General features: G+C 75.2%; 14 protein-coding genes and 1 pseudogene. 11 read left to right on the top strand and 4 right to left on the bottom strand.

Annotation, left to right across the window (positions count from 1 at the left end; translation table 11 throughout):
• The first annotated feature begins 49 nt into the window (after positions 1 to 49).
• Entirely contained in the window at positions 50 to 1,045 is a 996-nt protein-coding gene (locus PGB27_RS04175; protein WP_274199093.1) for a helix-turn-helix transcriptional regulator, read from the top strand.
• Positions 1,042 to 2,031, top strand: coding sequence for a helix-turn-helix transcriptional regulator (locus PGB27_RS04170; protein WP_274199092.1), 990 nt, complete (start codon positions 1,042 to 1,044; stop codon positions 2,029 to 2,031). Before PGB27_RS04175 ends, PGB27_RS04170 begins: the two co-directional genes overlap by 4 nt.
• A 19-nt stretch (positions 2,032 to 2,050) precedes the next feature.
• Here PGB27_RS04170 and PGB27_RS04165 read toward each other — a convergent pair whose 3' ends face one another.
• The 3 genes and pseudogenes from PGB27_RS04165 to PGB27_RS04155 all read right to left on the bottom strand — a co-directional run bounded on the left by PGB27_RS04165 (position 2,051) and on the right by PGB27_RS04155 (position 4,421).
• Positions 2,051 to 2,950, bottom strand: coding sequence for an MFS transporter (locus PGB27_RS04165; RefSeq protein ID WP_274199091.1), 900 nt, complete (start codon positions 2,948 to 2,950; stop codon positions 2,051 to 2,053).
• A pseudogene (locus PGB27_RS04160) lies at positions 2,833 to 3,318 on the bottom strand (MFS transporter); the annotation flags it as partial. The gene PGB27_RS04165 and the pseudogene PGB27_RS04160, both read right to left, overlap by 118 nt.
• Positions 3,319 to 3,374: 56 nt before the next feature.
• A complete protein-coding gene (locus PGB27_RS04155) occupies positions 3,375 to 4,421 on the bottom strand; it encodes an MBL fold metallo-hydrolase (RefSeq protein ID WP_274199090.1) in 1,047 nt (348 codons plus the stop codon).
• Positions 4,422 to 4,541: 120 nt separating this feature from the next.
• Between PGB27_RS04155 and PGB27_RS04150 the strand changes: the two genes are divergently transcribed.
• The 9 genes from PGB27_RS04150 (at position 4,542) to PGB27_RS04110 (ending at position 14,471) form a co-directional block, all read left to right on the top strand.
• Positions 4,542 to 5,417 carry a LysR family transcriptional regulator gene (locus PGB27_RS04150; RefSeq protein WP_274199089.1) on the top strand — a complete coding sequence of 292 codons (876 nt, stop codon included), beginning with the start codon at positions 4,542 to 4,544 and terminating at the stop codon, positions 5,415 to 5,417.
• Between the two features lie 40 nt (positions 5,418 to 5,457).
• Positions 5,458 to 7,284 (top strand): HNH endonuclease signature motif containing protein, encoded by a 1,827-nt coding sequence (locus PGB27_RS04145; protein WP_274199088.1) that lies wholly within the window; start codon positions 5,458 to 5,460, stop codon positions 7,282 to 7,284.
• A gap of 79 nt (positions 7,285 to 7,363) precedes the next feature.
• Positions 7,364 to 7,561, top strand: coding sequence for a hypothetical protein (locus PGB27_RS04140; RefSeq protein WP_274199087.1), 198 nt, complete (start codon positions 7,364 to 7,366; stop codon positions 7,559 to 7,561).
• Between the two features lie 30 nt (positions 7,562 to 7,591).
• Complete coding sequence (tatA, locus tag PGB27_RS04135) at positions 7,592 to 7,894, top strand: Sec-independent protein translocase subunit TatA (RefSeq protein WP_274199086.1); 303 nt, start codon at positions 7,592 to 7,594, stop codon at positions 7,892 to 7,894.
• A gap of 31 nt (positions 7,895 to 7,925) precedes the next feature.
• A complete protein-coding gene (gene tatC, locus PGB27_RS04130) occupies positions 7,926 to 9,008 on the top strand; it encodes a twin-arginine translocase subunit TatC (protein WP_274199085.1) in 1,083 nt (360 codons plus the stop codon).
• A gap of 38 nt (positions 9,009 to 9,046) precedes the next feature.
• Complete coding sequence (locus PGB27_RS04125; RefSeq protein ID WP_274199084.1) at positions 9,047 to 11,914, top strand: DEAD/DEAH box helicase; 2,868 nt, start codon at positions 9,047 to 9,049, stop codon at positions 11,912 to 11,914.
• On the top strand, positions 11,915 to 12,865 hold the full coding sequence (locus PGB27_RS04120; protein WP_274199083.1) for a DUF4333 domain-containing protein: 951 nt from the start codon (positions 11,915 to 11,917) through the stop codon (positions 12,863 to 12,865).
• The gene (locus tag PGB27_RS04115) at positions 12,865 to 13,266 is read left to right on the top strand and encodes an MmcQ/YjbR family DNA-binding protein (protein WP_274199082.1); all 402 of its coding nucleotides are present in this window, start codon (positions 12,865 to 12,867) and stop codon (positions 13,264 to 13,266) included. The genes PGB27_RS04120 and PGB27_RS04115 overlap by 1 nt, the downstream gene beginning before the upstream one ends.
• A gap of 173 nt (positions 13,267 to 13,439) precedes the next feature.
• Positions 13,440 to 14,471, top strand: coding sequence for an oxidoreductase (locus tag PGB27_RS04110; RefSeq protein WP_274199081.1), 1,032 nt, complete (start codon positions 13,440 to 13,442; stop codon positions 14,469 to 14,471).
• Here the strand turns inward: PGB27_RS04110 and PGB27_RS04105 are convergent.
• The gene (locus PGB27_RS04105) at positions 14,468 to 15,484 is read right to left on the bottom strand and encodes a 5'-3' exonuclease (protein WP_274199080.1); all 1,017 of its coding nucleotides are present in this window, start codon (positions 15,482 to 15,484) and stop codon (positions 14,468 to 14,470) included. The genes PGB27_RS04110 and PGB27_RS04105 overlap by 4 nt on opposite strands.
• Positions 15,485 to 15,509: the final 25 nt, after the last annotated feature.

Raw genomic sequence — 15,509 nt, 5'->3', positions numbered from 1 at the left:
CGGGGCACCGGCGTTCGAACACGTGCGCGAGGAGTCGTAGGCTCACGGGGTGTCGACGAGCCCGTCCGCGCGCGCCGAACGCCTGGTCAACCTGGTGCTCTGCCTGCTCTCGACGCGCCAGTACCTCAGCGCCGAGCGCATCCGGGCGACGGTGCCCGGCTACGCCGACGTGGCGTCGGACGAGGCGTTCTTCCGGATGTTCGAGCGGGACAAGGCCGAGCTGCGCGAGCTCGGGGTCCCGCTGGAGACCGGTCGGTCGTCGCTGGCCGAGCCCGTCGACGGCTACCGGATCGCCCGCGGCGACTACGAGCTCCCCGACATCGACCTCGCCCCCGACGAGGCCACGGCCGTCGCGCTGGCCGCGCGGCTGTGGGACTCGCCGGCGCTCGCCGGGGCGGCCCGCACGGCGCTGCAGAAGCTGCGGGCGGCCGGGATCGCCGTCGACCCGGACGCCGCGTCCGCCGTGCAGCCGCGACTGCAGGCGGCCGAGCCGGCCTTCGCGCCGCTGCTGGCGGCCAGCCGGGCGGGACGGGTCGTCACCTTCACCCACCGGTCGCACCCCGCGGCCGAGGCGCGCACGCGGACCGTCGAGCCGTGGGGCGTCGTGTCGTGGCGGGGGCGCTGGTACCTCGTCGGGCACGACCGCGACCGTGACGACGTGCGCTGCTTCCGCCTCTCGCGCATCGGCGACGACGCCCGCGCGATCGGGCCGCGGGGCGCGGTGAGCCGTCCCGCCGACGTGGACCTCGTCGCCATCGTCGCCGCGTCCGCCGGCCCGCCGCCGCCGACGGGCCGGGCGCGCATCCGGCTCGTCCCGGGTCGGGCGGAGGGGCTGCGGCGCGGGTCGCGGCCGGATCCCCAGGGCGACCCGGACGTCGTCGAGATCGACCTCGGGCGTATCGACATGGCCGCCCGCTGGGTGGCCGGGCACGGCCCCGACGCCGTGGTCCTGGAGCCGCCGGAGCTGCGGGAGGCGGTGGTGGGGCTGCTGCGGGGGTCTCTCGTGTCCGCCCCCGACACCGTCGACGTGGGGAGCGCGCGATGACCGCCGGCGTCTCCGAGCGGCTGCCCCGCCTGCTCACCCTCGTGCCCTACCTGCTGGCGCGGCCCGGGATCGCGGTGGCCGACGCGGCCGCGGACTTCGGCGTCCCCGAGGCCCAGCTGCGGCGCGACCTCGAGCTGCTGTGGATGTGCGGGCTGCCGGGCTACGGGCCGGGCGACCTCGTGGACCTGTCGTTCGAGGGCGACACGGTCACCGTCACCTTCGACGCCGGCATGCGCCGCCCGCTGCGCCTGTCGGGCACGGAGGCGGCCACGCTCGCGGTCGCGCTGCGTGCCCTGGCCGACGCGCCGGGCGTGGTCGACGCCGACGCGGTCCAGCGCGCGCTGGCGAAGATCGAGGACGCGGCCGGGCGGGTCGGCGACAGCCCGGCCGAGACGGGCGAGCCCGCGGGCGAGGGCGTCGCGGTCGGCCTGGGCCGGCGACCGGGGCGGGCGGAGGACGCGGTGCGTCGGGCCGTCGAGACGGGCCGTGCCCTGCGCCTGACCTACTACTCGGCCTCGCGCGACGCCGTCGGCCGCCGCGACGTCGACCCGATGCGCCTGCTCCTCGTCGACGCGTCCGCCTATCTGGAGGCGTGGTGCCGGCGGGCCGAGGGGGTGCGGCTCTTCCGCCTCGACCGCGTCGACGACGCCGAGGTGCTCGACGAGCCCTCCGCTCCGCCGCCCGGGGCGCGGGGCCGCGAGGGGTCGGGGGAGGATCTCCTGCGCCCCGACGACGGCGCGTTCGTCGCCGCGCTCGTGCTGCACCCGGCGGCGCGCTGGGTCGCCGAGTACTACCCGGTCGAGGACCTGCACGCCGACGACGACGGCTCCGCCCGTGTGACGATGCGCTACGGCGACCGCGACTGGATGGTGCGCCTGCTGCTCGGGCTCGGCGACGCGGTGGAGGTGCTGGCCCCGCCGGACCTGGTCGAGGCCCGCCGGGCCCGGGCGCGCGAGGCGCTGGCGGTGTACGGCGCGGAGGGCTGAGGCCACCGCCGGCCCGGCGTCAGCCGATCTCGCGGAGGTCGCGGTCCTTGCCCTCGCCCGACACGGCGACGGCGACGAGGCCGAGGAGGGTCATCCCGATCCAGGCCGCCGCGACCAGCCACAGCGACCCGCCACCGACGAGCACGAGGGCCGAGGCGATGACCGGCATCAGCCCGGCCCCCAGCGCCGCCGCGATCTGGTAGCCCATCGAGGCCCCGGTGTAGCGGATCCGGGTGGGGAAGAGCTCGGCGGCGAACGCGCCGTACGGTCCGGCGACGAAGCCCTGGATCACCGCGAGGCCGAGGAACAGGGCGAGGAAGACCGTGATGACGCTGCCCGAGTCGAGGAGCAGCATGATCGGCACGGCGAGCAGCACCGCGGCCACGTTGCCCCCGAGCATGACGGGTCGGCGGCCGATCCGGTCGGACAGCCGGGCGGCGATCACGACCATCACGATCACGCACACCCCGGTGAGGGCCTTGACGTTGAGCACACCGGTCGGTGAGAGCTGGAGCTGGGTGACGGCGTAACCGATCGCCCACACGCCCATCAGCCCCTGGGCCGCCTGCCCGGAGAGACCGGCGCCCACGGCGACGAGCAGCCGGCGCGGGTAGCGGGTGACGACCTCGCCCACCGGGACCTGCTTCTCCTCGGCCGCGGCCACGGCCTCCTGGAACACCGCCGACTCCGCCGTGCGCAGGCGGATGACGAGCCCGATGACCGCGAGGACCGCGCTGAACAGGAATGGAACTCGCCAGCCCCAGGACAGGAAGTCCTCGCGGGCAGCATCGTGAAGGCGCTGAGCACCAGCGTGCCCGCGATGGTGCCGGCGGGGGCGCCCATGTAGGCGACGGACGCGGCGAACCCGCGCGACCGTTTGCCGGCCCGCTCGAACCCGAGCAGCATCGCGCCGCCCCACTCGCCGCCGACCGCGACACCCTGCAGGATGCGCAGGAACACGAGCAGCAGGGGCGCCGCGACGCCGATCTGCGCGGTGCTCGGCAGCAGCCCGATGAGCGTGCTGACGACGCCCATCAGCACCACCGACACGACCAGCATCGACTTCCGGCCGACCCGGTCGCCGAGGTGCCCGAACACGATGCCGCCGATCGGGCGGGCGAAGTAGCCGGCGGCCAGCGTCCCGAACGACAGGATCTGCGCGACGCCGGGGCCGACCCCGGTGAAGAAGACCGCGCCGAAGACGATGCTCGCCGCCGTCGCATAGAGGATGAAGTCGTAGTACTCGATCGTCGTGCCGATGAAGCTGGAGGCGAGGACCCGCCGCATCTCCCGCGGGGACGCCTCCGTCGTGGTCCCGGGGGCCGGGTCCGTCGTGCTGGTCATCAGGCCACCTCCGTGCGGTCATGGGCGGTCGGTGCGGCGAGGTCGAGGACGTCGAGGACGTCGAGGTCGTCGGGCACCAGCACCCGGCCGCGGAACGTCGCGGCCGCGGCGTCCCGGAAGGCACCCGGCGGGGCGTCGCCGGGCACCAGGTGGTGCAGGCCGAGCGCTCGGGCGCCGGCCCGCGTCGCGAGCTCGCCGGCCTGCTCGGCGGTGGTGTGGGCCCGGCGGTGGTGGGCCATCGTGGCCTCGCGCATCGCCGCGTCGTGGTAGCGGCGGCCCATGGCCGCGAGGTCGATGGCCTCGTGCAGCAACAGGTCGGTGTCGCGCGCGAGGTCGACGAGGTTGGCGCAGGGCGCGGTGTCGCCGGAGATCGTCACAGAGCCCTCGGCGGTGTCGAAGCGGAACGCGAACGCGGGCGCGGTGGGCGGGTGCTCGACGAGGACGGCGGTGACGACGACATGCTCGTCGCGGTGGACCTCGAACGGGGCCATCGGCGGCGCGACCCGCGTGTCGGGGTCGAACCCGGTGCCCGGCGGCAGGGTGATCTCCCGGACCGCGACGTGGTCGGCGGGACGGCGGGTGAGGGAGTCGAAGATGCGGTCGTTGAGGTCGGTCGCGTGGGCGGCGCACAGCAGCTCGACCATCGTGGCGGTGCCGGGGGTCGGATCGGCGGGCGCCACCGGGTCCGGCCGCCGGGCGGCGTGGTCCGACAGGGACGGCAGCCCCCCGCGCGGCCCGGGCCCGTACACAGCCATCGGCGCGACGGCGGGGTCACGGCGCTCGAACAGGCCGAAGAGCAGCCACGGCGCCAGGTCGGCGACGTGGTCGGAGTGCAGGTGGGTGAGGAACAGGGCCCGGACCCGGTCGAGCGGCAGACCGGCCCGGGCGAGCTGGCGGCCCGCACCCTGCCCGGCGTCGACCACGTAGACCGCGTCGCCGACGACGACCGCCGTGGCGATCCCGCTGCGGGCGGCGGCGGCCCCGGGCCGATCCCACCATCGCGGGCCACCGGCCGTCCCGAGCATCACCACGTGGGGACCGGTCATGGCGCTCCTTCGCGTCGAGTGCGTGTCGCGGTGCGGGAGCACCGCCGTCGACCAGCACTGTCGCCCCGGCCACTGCCGAGGCATAGCTGTTTCTCCTCGGCCTCTGCATAAGCTGAGCTTGTGAACGACGTCACGCTGCGTCAGCTGGAGTACCTGGTGGCGATCGCCCGGGATGAGTCGATCTCGCGAGCGGCAGTGCGCTGCCACGTCTCCCAGGCCGCGATCAGTCAGGCGCTGCGCGAGCTGGAGAGCAGCCTCGGGGTCCAGCTCGCCGTGCGGCGGACCGCGAAAGGCGTCCACCTCACCCCGGCGGGCCGCACCGTGGCGAACCGGGCGCGCGGCGTCCTGCAGGACGTGCGGCAGCTCGTCGGCGACCCCGCGACGGGACCCCTGACCATCGGCTGCTTCCCGTCGCTGGCGGTGCAGGTGGTGCCCGAGGTCGCCGCGCTCCTGCACGACCGGTTCCCGGAGGCGACCCTCGAGGTGGTGGAGGGGCCGGCGGCGGTGCTCCAGGACCGCATGCTGCGAGGTCAGATCGACGTCTGCTTCCTCTACGAGATGCAGCTCCAGTCCGAGGTCACCTCGGTCCTGCTGCGCGAGCGACGCTTCAAGGTCGCCCTGGCCGCCGACCACCCGCTCGCCGCCCAGTCCGAGGTCCGTCTCGCGGACCTCGCCGGCCACCCGGGAGCGCTCCTCGACATCGAGCCCGCGAGCTACCTCAACGAGGCGCTGCTGGCCCGCTTCGGCGTGACCCCCCGCTTCGTCTACCGCAGCTCCGACGTCGCGACCGTCCGCGCGCTCGTCGGTCGCGGTCTCGCCTGGGCGTTGCTCATGACCGAGGTCGCGGCGAGCCACGACGGGCGGCCGCTGCGCTTCCTGCCCATCGTCGAGGACGTCGGGACGAACTCGCTGGTCGCCGCGCTGCCGCGGGGGATCGGGCCCGCCGGGCTCGTCGAGCACGTCCTCCGGCACTGCGCGACCGTGCTGCCGCGCTGAACGGCCACCATCCCCGCACGGAAGGCGTATCATCGAACACGTGTTCGATAGTGGGTGGTGCGCCGCGGCCGCGGTCGCGCCTGCCCGGCCGACGTGGTCGGAGCAGGCGCCGGGTCCGGCCCTGGCCGCTGCCCTCGCGGCCTCCGCGCCGGTCGACGTCGTGGACGACGAGGGGTTCGACGCCGTCGAGCGCCTGGCGGCGTGGGAGGCGCTGGCGGCCTGGACGCAGGCGCGGCTCCACCAGGAGATCGCCGACTATCTGCACGCCCGCCAGGGGCGGGTGCGGGGGGAGGGGCGCGGGGAGCTGGCATCGCAGTCGGTCGCGATGGAGGTCGCGACCGTCGGCCGGGTCGCCGCCCGCACCGGCGAGATCCGCGTGCACCAGGCGGACATGCTGGTCGAGCGCCTGCCCGGCACGCTCGCGGCGCTCGACGCCGGGCGGATCTCCCTCTCCCACGCCCGCGTCGTCATCGAGCAGACCGAGCAGTGTTCCGCGGAGACGGCGCGGACGCTCGACGCGACGCTCTGGTCCCGCCCGCCCCGCGACCGGACGCCGACACAGCTCCGCGAGACCGTGCGCCGGCTCCTCGCGCGCCTCGATCCCGACGCCCTCCGGCGACGGCCCGAGCAGGCCCGCCGCGATCGCGAGCTCCGGTACTGGTCGGACGACGACGGCGCCACCGGGGTCATCCAGATGCGCATGCCGGCCGACCAGGCGCGCGGCGTGTACGCGGTCGTCGACGCCACGGCCCGCGCGGCGGGCGACCCGCCCACGGGCGAGCAGCGCACCCTCGCGCAGAGGCGCCTCGACGCCGCGCGCGACCTCATCCTCGACGGCGCCACCGCCCGCGGGAACGCCGCCTCCTCGGCCTGCTCCGGCTGCTCCGGCTGCCCCGCCTCCGACGACCACGACGACGACGAGTGTTCGGCGCCCACGGACGACGGCACGGTCGGTAGCGCGGCCGCGGGTGACGACTCGGCTCCAGCGGGCACGCCGACCTGCGGTGACGAGGGCGCCGACCAGGGCGCCGACCAGGGCGCCGACCAGGGCGCCGACCAGGACACCGACCACGACGCCGACCACGACGCCGACCACGACGCCGACCGGGACGCCGACCGCGAGCCCACCGAGGTCCCGCGGCATGACGGCCGCGGCGCCGACACGGGCTCACCGGACACGCGTCCCGGTCGCGACGCCCGGCGCGGGATCTGCGGCCGGTCCCCGTCGCCGGTGCGCACCGAGGTCCGGATCACCATCGGGTGGGACGTGCTCGCGGGTCTGTCCGAGCGCCCGGCCGAGACGGAGGGCCACGGGCCCCTGCCGGCGCTGCTCGCCCGCCGCCTCGCCGCCGACCCGGACGCGATCTGGCGGAGGTTGATCACCGATCCGGTGACCGGCGTCGCCGAGCACCTCGAGTCCACCCGCTACCGACCACCACCGTCGCTCCAGGACTTCGTCCGCTCACGGGACCTCACCTGCGCGGCGCCCGGCTGCCGCATCCCCGCCGCCCGCTGCGATCTCGACCACGTCGTGCCCTACGACCACGGTCACCCCTCCGGCGGCGACGGGCGCACGACCCGGGCCAACCTCAAGCCCTGCTGCCGGCGCCACCACCGGGCCAAGACGCTCGGCGACTGGAAAGCCTCCTGCGCCCCGGACCCGGAGGGCGGGCCGAGCCCGGTCGTGGTCTGGACCTCGCCGTCGGGGCACCGGTGGTGGGTGCGCTCGCCTCAGCTCGAGCCGCCGCCGTGGGAACGCGGCCCCGACACCGACCCGGAGGATACCGACGCCGCACTCGCGGCGACGGCCGCCCCGTCGCCCACCGCGACGCCCGTGTCGGCCTCGTCCGGTGCGGCCGCCGCGTGAGCGCCGCGACGGGGAACCCCGTACCCCGCGCGCACGGTCGTTCACCGTGCGGTCACCCCGCCCGGTTAGGGTCGGGGACGTGCCGTACCTGTGGAGCGTCGTCGCGGTGGTCGCCGCGCTGGTCGGGATGGGGCTGGTCGTCGCGGCGCTGCTCGGGCCGGTCAAGCGCTTCGGTCTCGTCGCGGGCGTCGCGAAGGAGCAGATCGGCCGGGACGTCGGGCTCATCAGGGCGCGGGTGGCCGCGCTCAAGGTCCGCCTCGCCGAGCGCCGCGCGTAGCATCAGCGGCACCGTGGAAGGAGCCACACCGTGAGCGAATGGGTCATCGTCGCGATCGTCGGCGTGGTGCTGCTGTTCAGCGCCAGGAAGCTGCCGGACATGGCGCGTGGGCTGGGACAGTCGATGCGCATCTTCAAGGCCGAGACGCGCGGCCTGCGCGAGGACGAGAAGGCCGGCCAGGCGAACGCCGAGCCGCAGGCCCCGGGCCGCCAGCTCGACGAGGGCACGTCGTCCACCACCTCGTCCAGCCCGTCGACCACGCCGTCGACCGGCACCAACGGCACCGCCCAGCAGGACGCGACCCGGTCCCAGCCGGGCTCCACCTCGTCCTGAGCCGGACACCGAGCCGGATCGCCCGCCGCCCGTGACGTCGCAGGACGCGCCTCGCAACGCCGCACGACCGGACGGCTCGACGTCGCGCGCCCGCTGGTGGCGCAGCCTGCGCTGGCCCGGCGCGCGCCGCCGGGCCAACCCCGAAGGGACGATGACGCTCGTCGAGCACATCTACGAGCTGCGGCGCCGGCTCGCGATCGCGCTGCTCGCCGTCACGGCGGGCACCGTGCTCGGCTTCTTCTGGTACACCGCCTACCCGTTCGGCCTACCGTCGCTCGGGCAGCTGCTCACCGACCCGTACTGCGCGTTGCCGCCGGAGAACCGGGTGCAGATCGGCGGCGGGGAGCAGTGCCGGCTCGTCGCGTTCGGTGTGTTCGAGCAGTTCACGCTGCGTCTCAAGGTCGCCGCGACGGCGGGTGTGCTCATGTCGAGCCCGGTCTGGTTCGCCCAGATCTGGGGCTTCATCACGCCCGGGCTGTACGCGAAGGAGAAGCGGTTCGCGTACACGTTCGTCACGGCCGCGGTGGTGCTGTTCACGGCGGGCGCGGTGCTCGCGTACTTCGTCGTCACCCAGGCCCTGCAGTTCCTGTTCACCATCGGCGGTGACATCCAGGCGACGGTCCTGCGCGGGTCCGACTACTTCGACCTGCTGGTCGCCCTGCTCGTCATCTTCGGCGTGAGCTTCGAGCTGCCGCTGCTCGTGATCATGCTCAACCGGGTCGGCGTCATCTCGTACGCGCAGCTCAAGCGGTGGCGCCGGGGCCTGGTCTTCGGCCTGTTCGTCTTCGCCGCGATCGCGACGCCCGGCCAGGACCCGATCTCCATGCTGGCGCTCGGGGTCTCGCTGGTGCTGCTGCTCGAGTTCGCGATCCAGATCGCCCGGGTGCATGACAAGCGCGAGGCCCGGCGCCCGCTCGAGCAGGGCTGGAGCCGGATCCCGGAGTGGAAGGGCCTCGACCCCGACCAGCCGTCCCCGCTGGACGACCGCCTCGGGGCGCCGGGCCCCGCCCCGAGCCCGTCACCCGGCCCGTCACCCCGGATCGAGCCGCTGGGCGACGACCAGAGGACCGACCGGGGGAGCGACGGCTCGGCCGAGCGGTGGGACGTCACCTAGAACAGCAGGACGTCGCCGAGATGTGACACTGTGGAGACGTGGCCACCCGCTCTCCCGCCGAGGCCTACGCGCAGGCTCGCACCCGCGCCGCACACCCTCAGCTCGGCCGCTTCGAAGCGGAGCTCTCCTTCGAGCTCGACGACTTCCAGCGCCGCTCCTGCCTGGCCCTCGAACAGGGCCACGGCGTGCTGGTCTGCGCCCCGACGGGCGCGGGCAAGACGGTGGTCGGCGAGTTCGCGGTGCACCTCGCCCTCGCGCGCGGCCAGAAGTGCTTCTACACGACGCCCATCAAGGCGCTGTCGAACCAGAAGTACACCGACCTCGTCGAGCGCCACGGCGCCGACGCCGTCGGCCTGCTGACCGGCGACGCCGCGATCAACGGCAACGCGCCCGTGGTGGTCATGACCACCGAGGTGCTGCGCAACATGCTGTACGCCGAGGCGCCGGCGCTCGAGGGCCTGGCGTACGTCGTCATGGACGAGGTCCACTACCTCGCCGACCGCTTCCGCGGCGCCGTGTGGGAGGAGGTCATCCTCCACCTGCCCCAGCACGTGCAGCTCGCGTCGCTCTCGGCGACGGTGAGCAACGCCGAGGAGTTCGGCGACTGGCTGGTCACCGTCCGGGGCGACACCACCGTCGTCGTCGACGAGACGCGGCCGGTGCCGCTGTGGCAGCACATGGTGGTCGGGCACCGGATGTTCGACCTGTTCGCCGAGGAGCGCCGCGGCGGGCAGTCGCAGCTCAAGGTGGACCCGACGCTGGTCCGCGCCGTCGCCGAGGTCGACCGCGGGCCCTCGATCCGCGGTGGCCGCGCGCGGTCCGGCCCGCCCGGGCGGGGCGGGCGCAACGGCGCGCGCGGCGGTCCCGGCCGCTCGGGGCCGCCCGGGCGTGGCGGGCCGTCGGGGTTCCGGCCGCCGTCGCGGGTGGACGTCATCGAGCGGCTCGACGCCGCCGGCCTGCTGCCCGCCATCACGTTCATCTTCAGCCGCGCCGGGTGCGACGCGGCCGTCACCCAGTGCGTGCGCTCGGGGCTGCGCCTGACCGGGCCGGACGACGTCGCGGCGATCCGCGAGGTCGTCGAGCGCCGCACGGCCGGGCTGCCCGACGCCGACCTCGAGGTCCTGGGCTACTGGGAGTGGCGCGACGGCCTCGAGCGCGGGGTCGCCGCGCACCACGCGGGCATGCTGCCGGCGTTCAAGGAGACCGTCGAGGAGCTGTTCGTCCGCGGGCTGGTGCGCGCGGTGTTCGCCACCGAGACGCTGGCGCTGGGCATCAACATGCCGGCGCGCACGGTCGTGCTCGAGAAGCTCGTGAAGTACAACGGCGAGGCGCACGTCGAGCTGACGCCGGGGGAGTACACGCAGCTCACGGGCCGCGCCGGGCGCCGCGGGATCGACGTCGAGGGCCACGCCGTCGTGCTGTGGACGCCGGGTGTCGACCCCGAGCAGGTCGCCGGCCTCGCCTCGACGCGCACCTACCCGCTGCGCTCGTCGTTCCGGCCCGGCTACAACATGGCCGTCAACCTCGTCGACCGCCTCGGCGTCGAGGACGCCCGCGAGCTGCTCGAGCAGTCGTTCGCCCAGTTCCAGGCCGACCGCAGCGTCGTCGGCCTCGCCAAGCGCGTGGAGCGCAACCGCGAGGCCCTCGCCGGCTACGCCGAGGCGGCCGGGGGCAACGGGGGCACCGGCGGCGAGCAGTCCCCGGACGCTCCGGACTTCGACGCGTTCGCCGAGTACATGGACCTGCGTCGGCGGGTGTCCGAGCGCGAGAAGATGCTCTCGCGCCAGGGCCGCTCGGCGCAGAAGGCCGAGGCCGCGTCGTCGCTGGAGAACCTGCGTCCCGGCGACGTCATCGCCGTCCCCGGCGGCAAGCGCGCCGGGCTGGCCGTCGTCCTCGACCCCGGCATCGACCGCAGCCCGCGCGGGATGGAGCCCCGGCCGCTGGTCCTGACCGAGGACCGCTGGGCCGGGCGGCTCTCGCTCACCGACTTCCCCGAGGCGGTGACGGCGCTCGGCACGATGAAGCTGCCGCGCAAGGTCGACCACCGGATCCCGCGCGTTCGTCGCGACCTCGCCAACGCGCTGCGCGAGACGGGCATCGAGCCGCCGCTGCGCCAGGGGTCGGCCCGACGCCGGCGCGGCGCCGAGAACGAGGACAGCGAGCTCGCCACGCTGCGCCGCGCCCTGCGTGCCCACCCGTGCCACAGCCTGCCCGACCGCGACGACCGGGCCCGCTGGTACGAGCGCCACCAGCGCCTCGAGCGCGAGACCGAGCAGCTGCAGTCGCGGGTGCGCTCGACCACCCACTCGCTCGCGCGCACGTTCGACCGCATCCGCGGCCTGCTCACCGAGCGCGGCTACCTCGACGACGCGCCCGACGCGAAGCAGACCGTCACCGAGCACGGGCGGCGGCTCTCGCGGCTGTGGGGGGAGTCCGACCTGCTCGTCGCCGAGTGCCTGCGCCACGGCGTGTGGCGCGGCCTCGGGCCGGCGGACATCGCCGCGCTGGCGTCGTCGCTGGTCTACGACAGCCGGCGCGACGACGGTGGCGTGCCGCGGGTGCCCGACGACGCGACCTCCGCCGTCGAGCAGACCGTCCAGCTCTGGCACGACCTCGTCGCCGACGAGCGCCGCCACCACCTCGACCGCACCCGCGAGCCCGATCTCGGCTTCGCGTGGCCGGTGCACCGCTGGGTGCGGGGCGACTCGCTCGCCACGGTGCTCGCCGGGGCCCGCGCGCACGGCACCGAGCTGTCCGCGGGAGACTTCGTGCGCTGGTGCCGGCAGGTGGTCGACCTGCTCGACCAGATCCGCGCCGTCGCGGGCGCCGAGGACACCGTCGGTCGCGCCGCCGGCGACGCGGTGCGCGCCATCCGACGCGGGGTCGTCGCGGTGGGGGAGGGCTGAGTGAGCGACCGGCCGGACGAGGGGACCACCGAGGGCGCCTCGCCCTGGGCGCGACCGGACGGCGGGTCGGAGCCCGCTCCTGCGGGTCCGGAGGCGGGCACCGAGGCCGGCCCGAGCGGGCCGACCGCCCAACACACGCGTTACGACCAGCCCGCCGAGCCGGCGGCATGGGGTGGCCAGGCGGGCCAGGCGGGCCGGCCCGGCACCGGCAGCTTCCCGGCCGCACCCGGTGGGTACGGGCAGGCCCCGGCGTCCGGGCAGCCGGGGTTCGGCCAGGGCCAGGGCGTCGGGCAGGGCCAGGGCTGGGGCCAGACTCAGGGCTTCGGGCAGGCCGGGTACGGGCAGACGCAGAGCTTCGGTCAGCCCCAGGGCTACGGCCAGACCCAGGGCTACGGCCAGACCCAGGGCTACGGGCAGACCCAGAGCTACGGCCAGACCCAGGGCTACGGCCAGACCCAGGGCTACGGCCAGACCCAGAGCTACGGCCAGACCCAGGCCTACGGGCAGGGCGGCGGGCCCGGCACCACGGTGTGGGCGCCACCCGGCGGGCAGCCCGGCGGCGCCCCTCCCGGCTGGGGGCAGCCCGGGCCCGGCTGGGGCGGGCCGTATCCGCCGCGGCCGCGCAGGCGCTTCCCCTGGAAGGCCGTGGGCATCGTCGTCGGGGCGCTGCTGCTGGTCGCGGTGGTGATCGTCGGGCTGCTGGCGTTCGTCGTCGGGCCCCGCTTCGCGCGGGTGGACGTCCTCGACGCGGACGCGGTGGCGCAGGGCGTGACGCGGGTGGTCAGTGACGACTGGCGGCGCCAGATCACCGACGTCTCGTGCCCGGAGGACCAGGAGGTCCGGCCCGGGGTGCGCTTCACGTGCTCGGCGACCGTCGACGGGCGCCCGGTCCAGGTGCCGGTGACGATCGTGGACGCGAACGGCACGTACTCGGTCGGCCAGCCACGCTGATGGCCACGCTCGACGACGTCCGCCGCCTCGCCCTGGCCCTGCCGCGGACCAGCGAGAAGGTCTCGTGGGGCTCGGCGGCCTGGACGGTGTCGTCGAAGGGCTTCGTCTGGGAGCGCCCGCTGCGCCGGGCCGACGAGGCCGCCCTCGCGGAGGCCGGGGTCCCGCTGCCCGAGGGCGACGTGCTCGGCCTCCACGTCGCCGACGAGGGCGTCAAGCACGCGCTGATCGCCGACGACCCCGACGTCTACTTCACGACGCCGCACTTCGACGGCTACCCCGCGGTGCTCGTGCGCCTCGAGCGGATCGGGGTCGACGAGCTGCGGGAGCTCGTCGAGGAGGCCTGGCTGCTGCGCGCACCGAAGACCGTCGCGCGGGCCTGGCTCGCCGACCAGGGACGGTAGGGCGCCCTCGTCCCGCGGGGTGGCCTGCGGAGCCCCGGATCGGCAGGCCGTGGTCGTCGCCGCGGCGCCGGGCGAGTGTCGACGACACACGCCCGAGCGCAGAGGGGACGGTTCACGTGGCCGCATCGACGGACGACGCAGGAGAGGCACCGCCGACGAGGACGGGCCGCCGGGTGTTCACGCGGCGGTCGGTGCTGCAGATGTCCGCCCTCGGGGCCTCGGCCGGGCTGGTCGGCGTCGCCGCCGGCCGGGCGACCGCGCCGGGGGCGGAGACCCCCGACTGGACCGCGGCGGACATCCCGCCGCAGACCGGGCGCCGCGTGGTCGTGACGGGCGGCAACGGCTACCCGCAGGACGGTCGCAGCGGGCTGGGCTACCACCAGGCGCTCGGGCTCGCCCTGGCGGGCGCGGAGGTCACGATCGCCTCGAGGAACCAGGAGCGGGGCGAGGAGGCGGCCCGCCGGATCCGCGCAGCGGCGCCCACCGCGACCGTGCGGTTCGAGCGGCTGGACCTGGCGGACCTCCGTTCGATCACCGCGTTCGTCGAGCGCCTGCGGGCCTACGGCGACCGCCTCGACCTGTTGGTCAACAACGCGGGCGTCATGGCACGCCTCCACCGCGAGGTGAGCGTCGACGGCTTCGAGCGGACCTTCGCGACCAACGCCCTCGGTCCCTTCGCCCTGTCGGCCCAGCTGCGCCCGCTGCTGCAGAACGGGACCGACCCCCGGATCGTCTGGATGTCGAGCCAGCGCGGCCACGGCGGCGCCGTCGACTTCGACGACCTCCAGAAGGAGCGGGCCTACGACCACGGCCGCGCCTACGACGACACCAAGCTCGGCAACCTGCTGCTCGCCTTCGAGTGCGACCGCCGCAGCAGGGCCCTCGGCTGGCGGATCACCAGTCTCGCGGCGCACCCCGGCGTCGCCCGCACCAACATCGTCCTGGACGGCCCCGGCCCGGACACCGCGGAGGGGTGGCGCTTCCGGTACCTGCCCGTGATGTTCCAGGACCCGGCCCAGGGCGCGCTGCCGATCCTCTATGCGGCGACGTCGTCGCAGGCGAACGGTGGCGGCTACTACGGTCCGCGGGGCGTCGGGGAGATCCGTGGCCTGCCGGGGATCACCACCGTGCCGGAGAACGCCCGCGACCCCCGTCTGTGGTCGGCGTACTGGGAGACCCTGCAGCGGCTCAGCGGTGTCTCCTAGGGCGCGTCCTCGCCCTTCAGGGCGGCGACGAGCCGGTCGACCGAGCCCGTGAGGTTCCACCGCTCGGCGAGGTCGGTGAGCTTGTCCTCGTCGAGGGGCGCGTGGGGGAGGGGGCGGCGCTCGCCGGTCCAGTCGATCGGGGCGTCCGGCGCGACCCGCACGACCTCCGGCGCCTTGACCAGGTAGTCGCCGGCCTTCGCCATCTTCGCGCGCACGGCCGAGGACATGCGGGTGTCGGAGCGGTCGAGCACCGCGTTGATCATCTCGTCCCACGACCCGAACCTCGACACCACCTGCGCCGCGGTCTTCTCCCCGATCCCGGCGACGCCGGGCAGACCGTCGGAGGGGTCGCCGCGCAGCATCGCCATCTCCGCGTAGCCGTCCCCGGCGCGGGACGTCGGGACCCCGTAGCGAGCGGCGACGTCATCCGGGCCGTAGAGCTCGTACTTCGAGACCCCCCGGGCGATGTAGACGATCCGCACCGGGCTGGGCTCGTCACGGACGAGCTGGAGCAGGTCGCGGTCACCGCTGACGACCTCGATCGCGTCGGTGGCCTCGGTGGCGCACAGGGTGCCGATGACGTCGTCGGCCTCGTAGCCCTCGGCGCCCGCGGTCGGGATCCCGGCCGCGGCGAGCACCTCGAGGATGAGCTCGACCTGTGGGCCGAGCTCCGGCGGTGCCGCCTCGGCGTCCGGGGCGCCGCCGACGGGGGAGGAGGGGTCGCCCATCGTCGGGTCGACGCGGTGGGCCTTGTACGACGGGATCGCCCGCACGCGGAACGCCGGACGCCAGTCGCGGTCGAGGCACGCGACGAGGGAGCCCGGCCGCCGCTCGCGGACCAGCCGGGCGACCATGTCGCAGAACCCGCGTGCCGCGTTGACCGGCGTTCCGTCCTCGGCGGTCAACGTCGCCGGCACGCCGTAGAAGGCGCGGAACCAGAGGCTGGCCGAGTCGAGCAGCATCACCGGCGCGTCGGGCTGCGAGGGTCCGGCTCCGGTGCGCTCCGCGTCCATGGTCGGAGAGCTTCCCACGTGCCCT

The sequence above is a fragment of the Actinomycetospora lemnae genome (assembly GCF_028737315.1).
GTDB lineage: Bacteria > Actinomycetota > Actinomycetes > Mycobacteriales > Pseudonocardiaceae > Actinomycetospora > Actinomycetospora lemnae.
The sequence above is the reverse complement of the archived record's forward strand: the minus strand, read 5'-3'. Positions and strand labels throughout refer to the sequence as shown.

Coding starts and splice junctions, on each gene's coding strand:
- PGB27_RS04170 (WP_274199092.1), top strand. CDS start 1,042: ATGACCGCCGGCGTCTCCGAGCGGCTGCCCCGCCTGCTCACCCTCGTG.
- PGB27_RS04155 (WP_274199090.1), bottom strand. CDS start 4,421: ATGACCGGTCCCCACGTGGTGATGCTCGGGACGGCCGGTGGCCCGCGA.
- PGB27_RS04105 (WP_274199080.1), bottom strand. CDS start 15,484: ATGGACGCGGAGCGCACCGGAGCCGGACCCTCGCAGCCCGACGCGCCG.
- PGB27_RS04115 (WP_274199082.1), top strand. CDS start 12,865: ATGGCCACGCTCGACGACGTCCGCCGCCTCGCCCTGGCCCTGCCGCGG.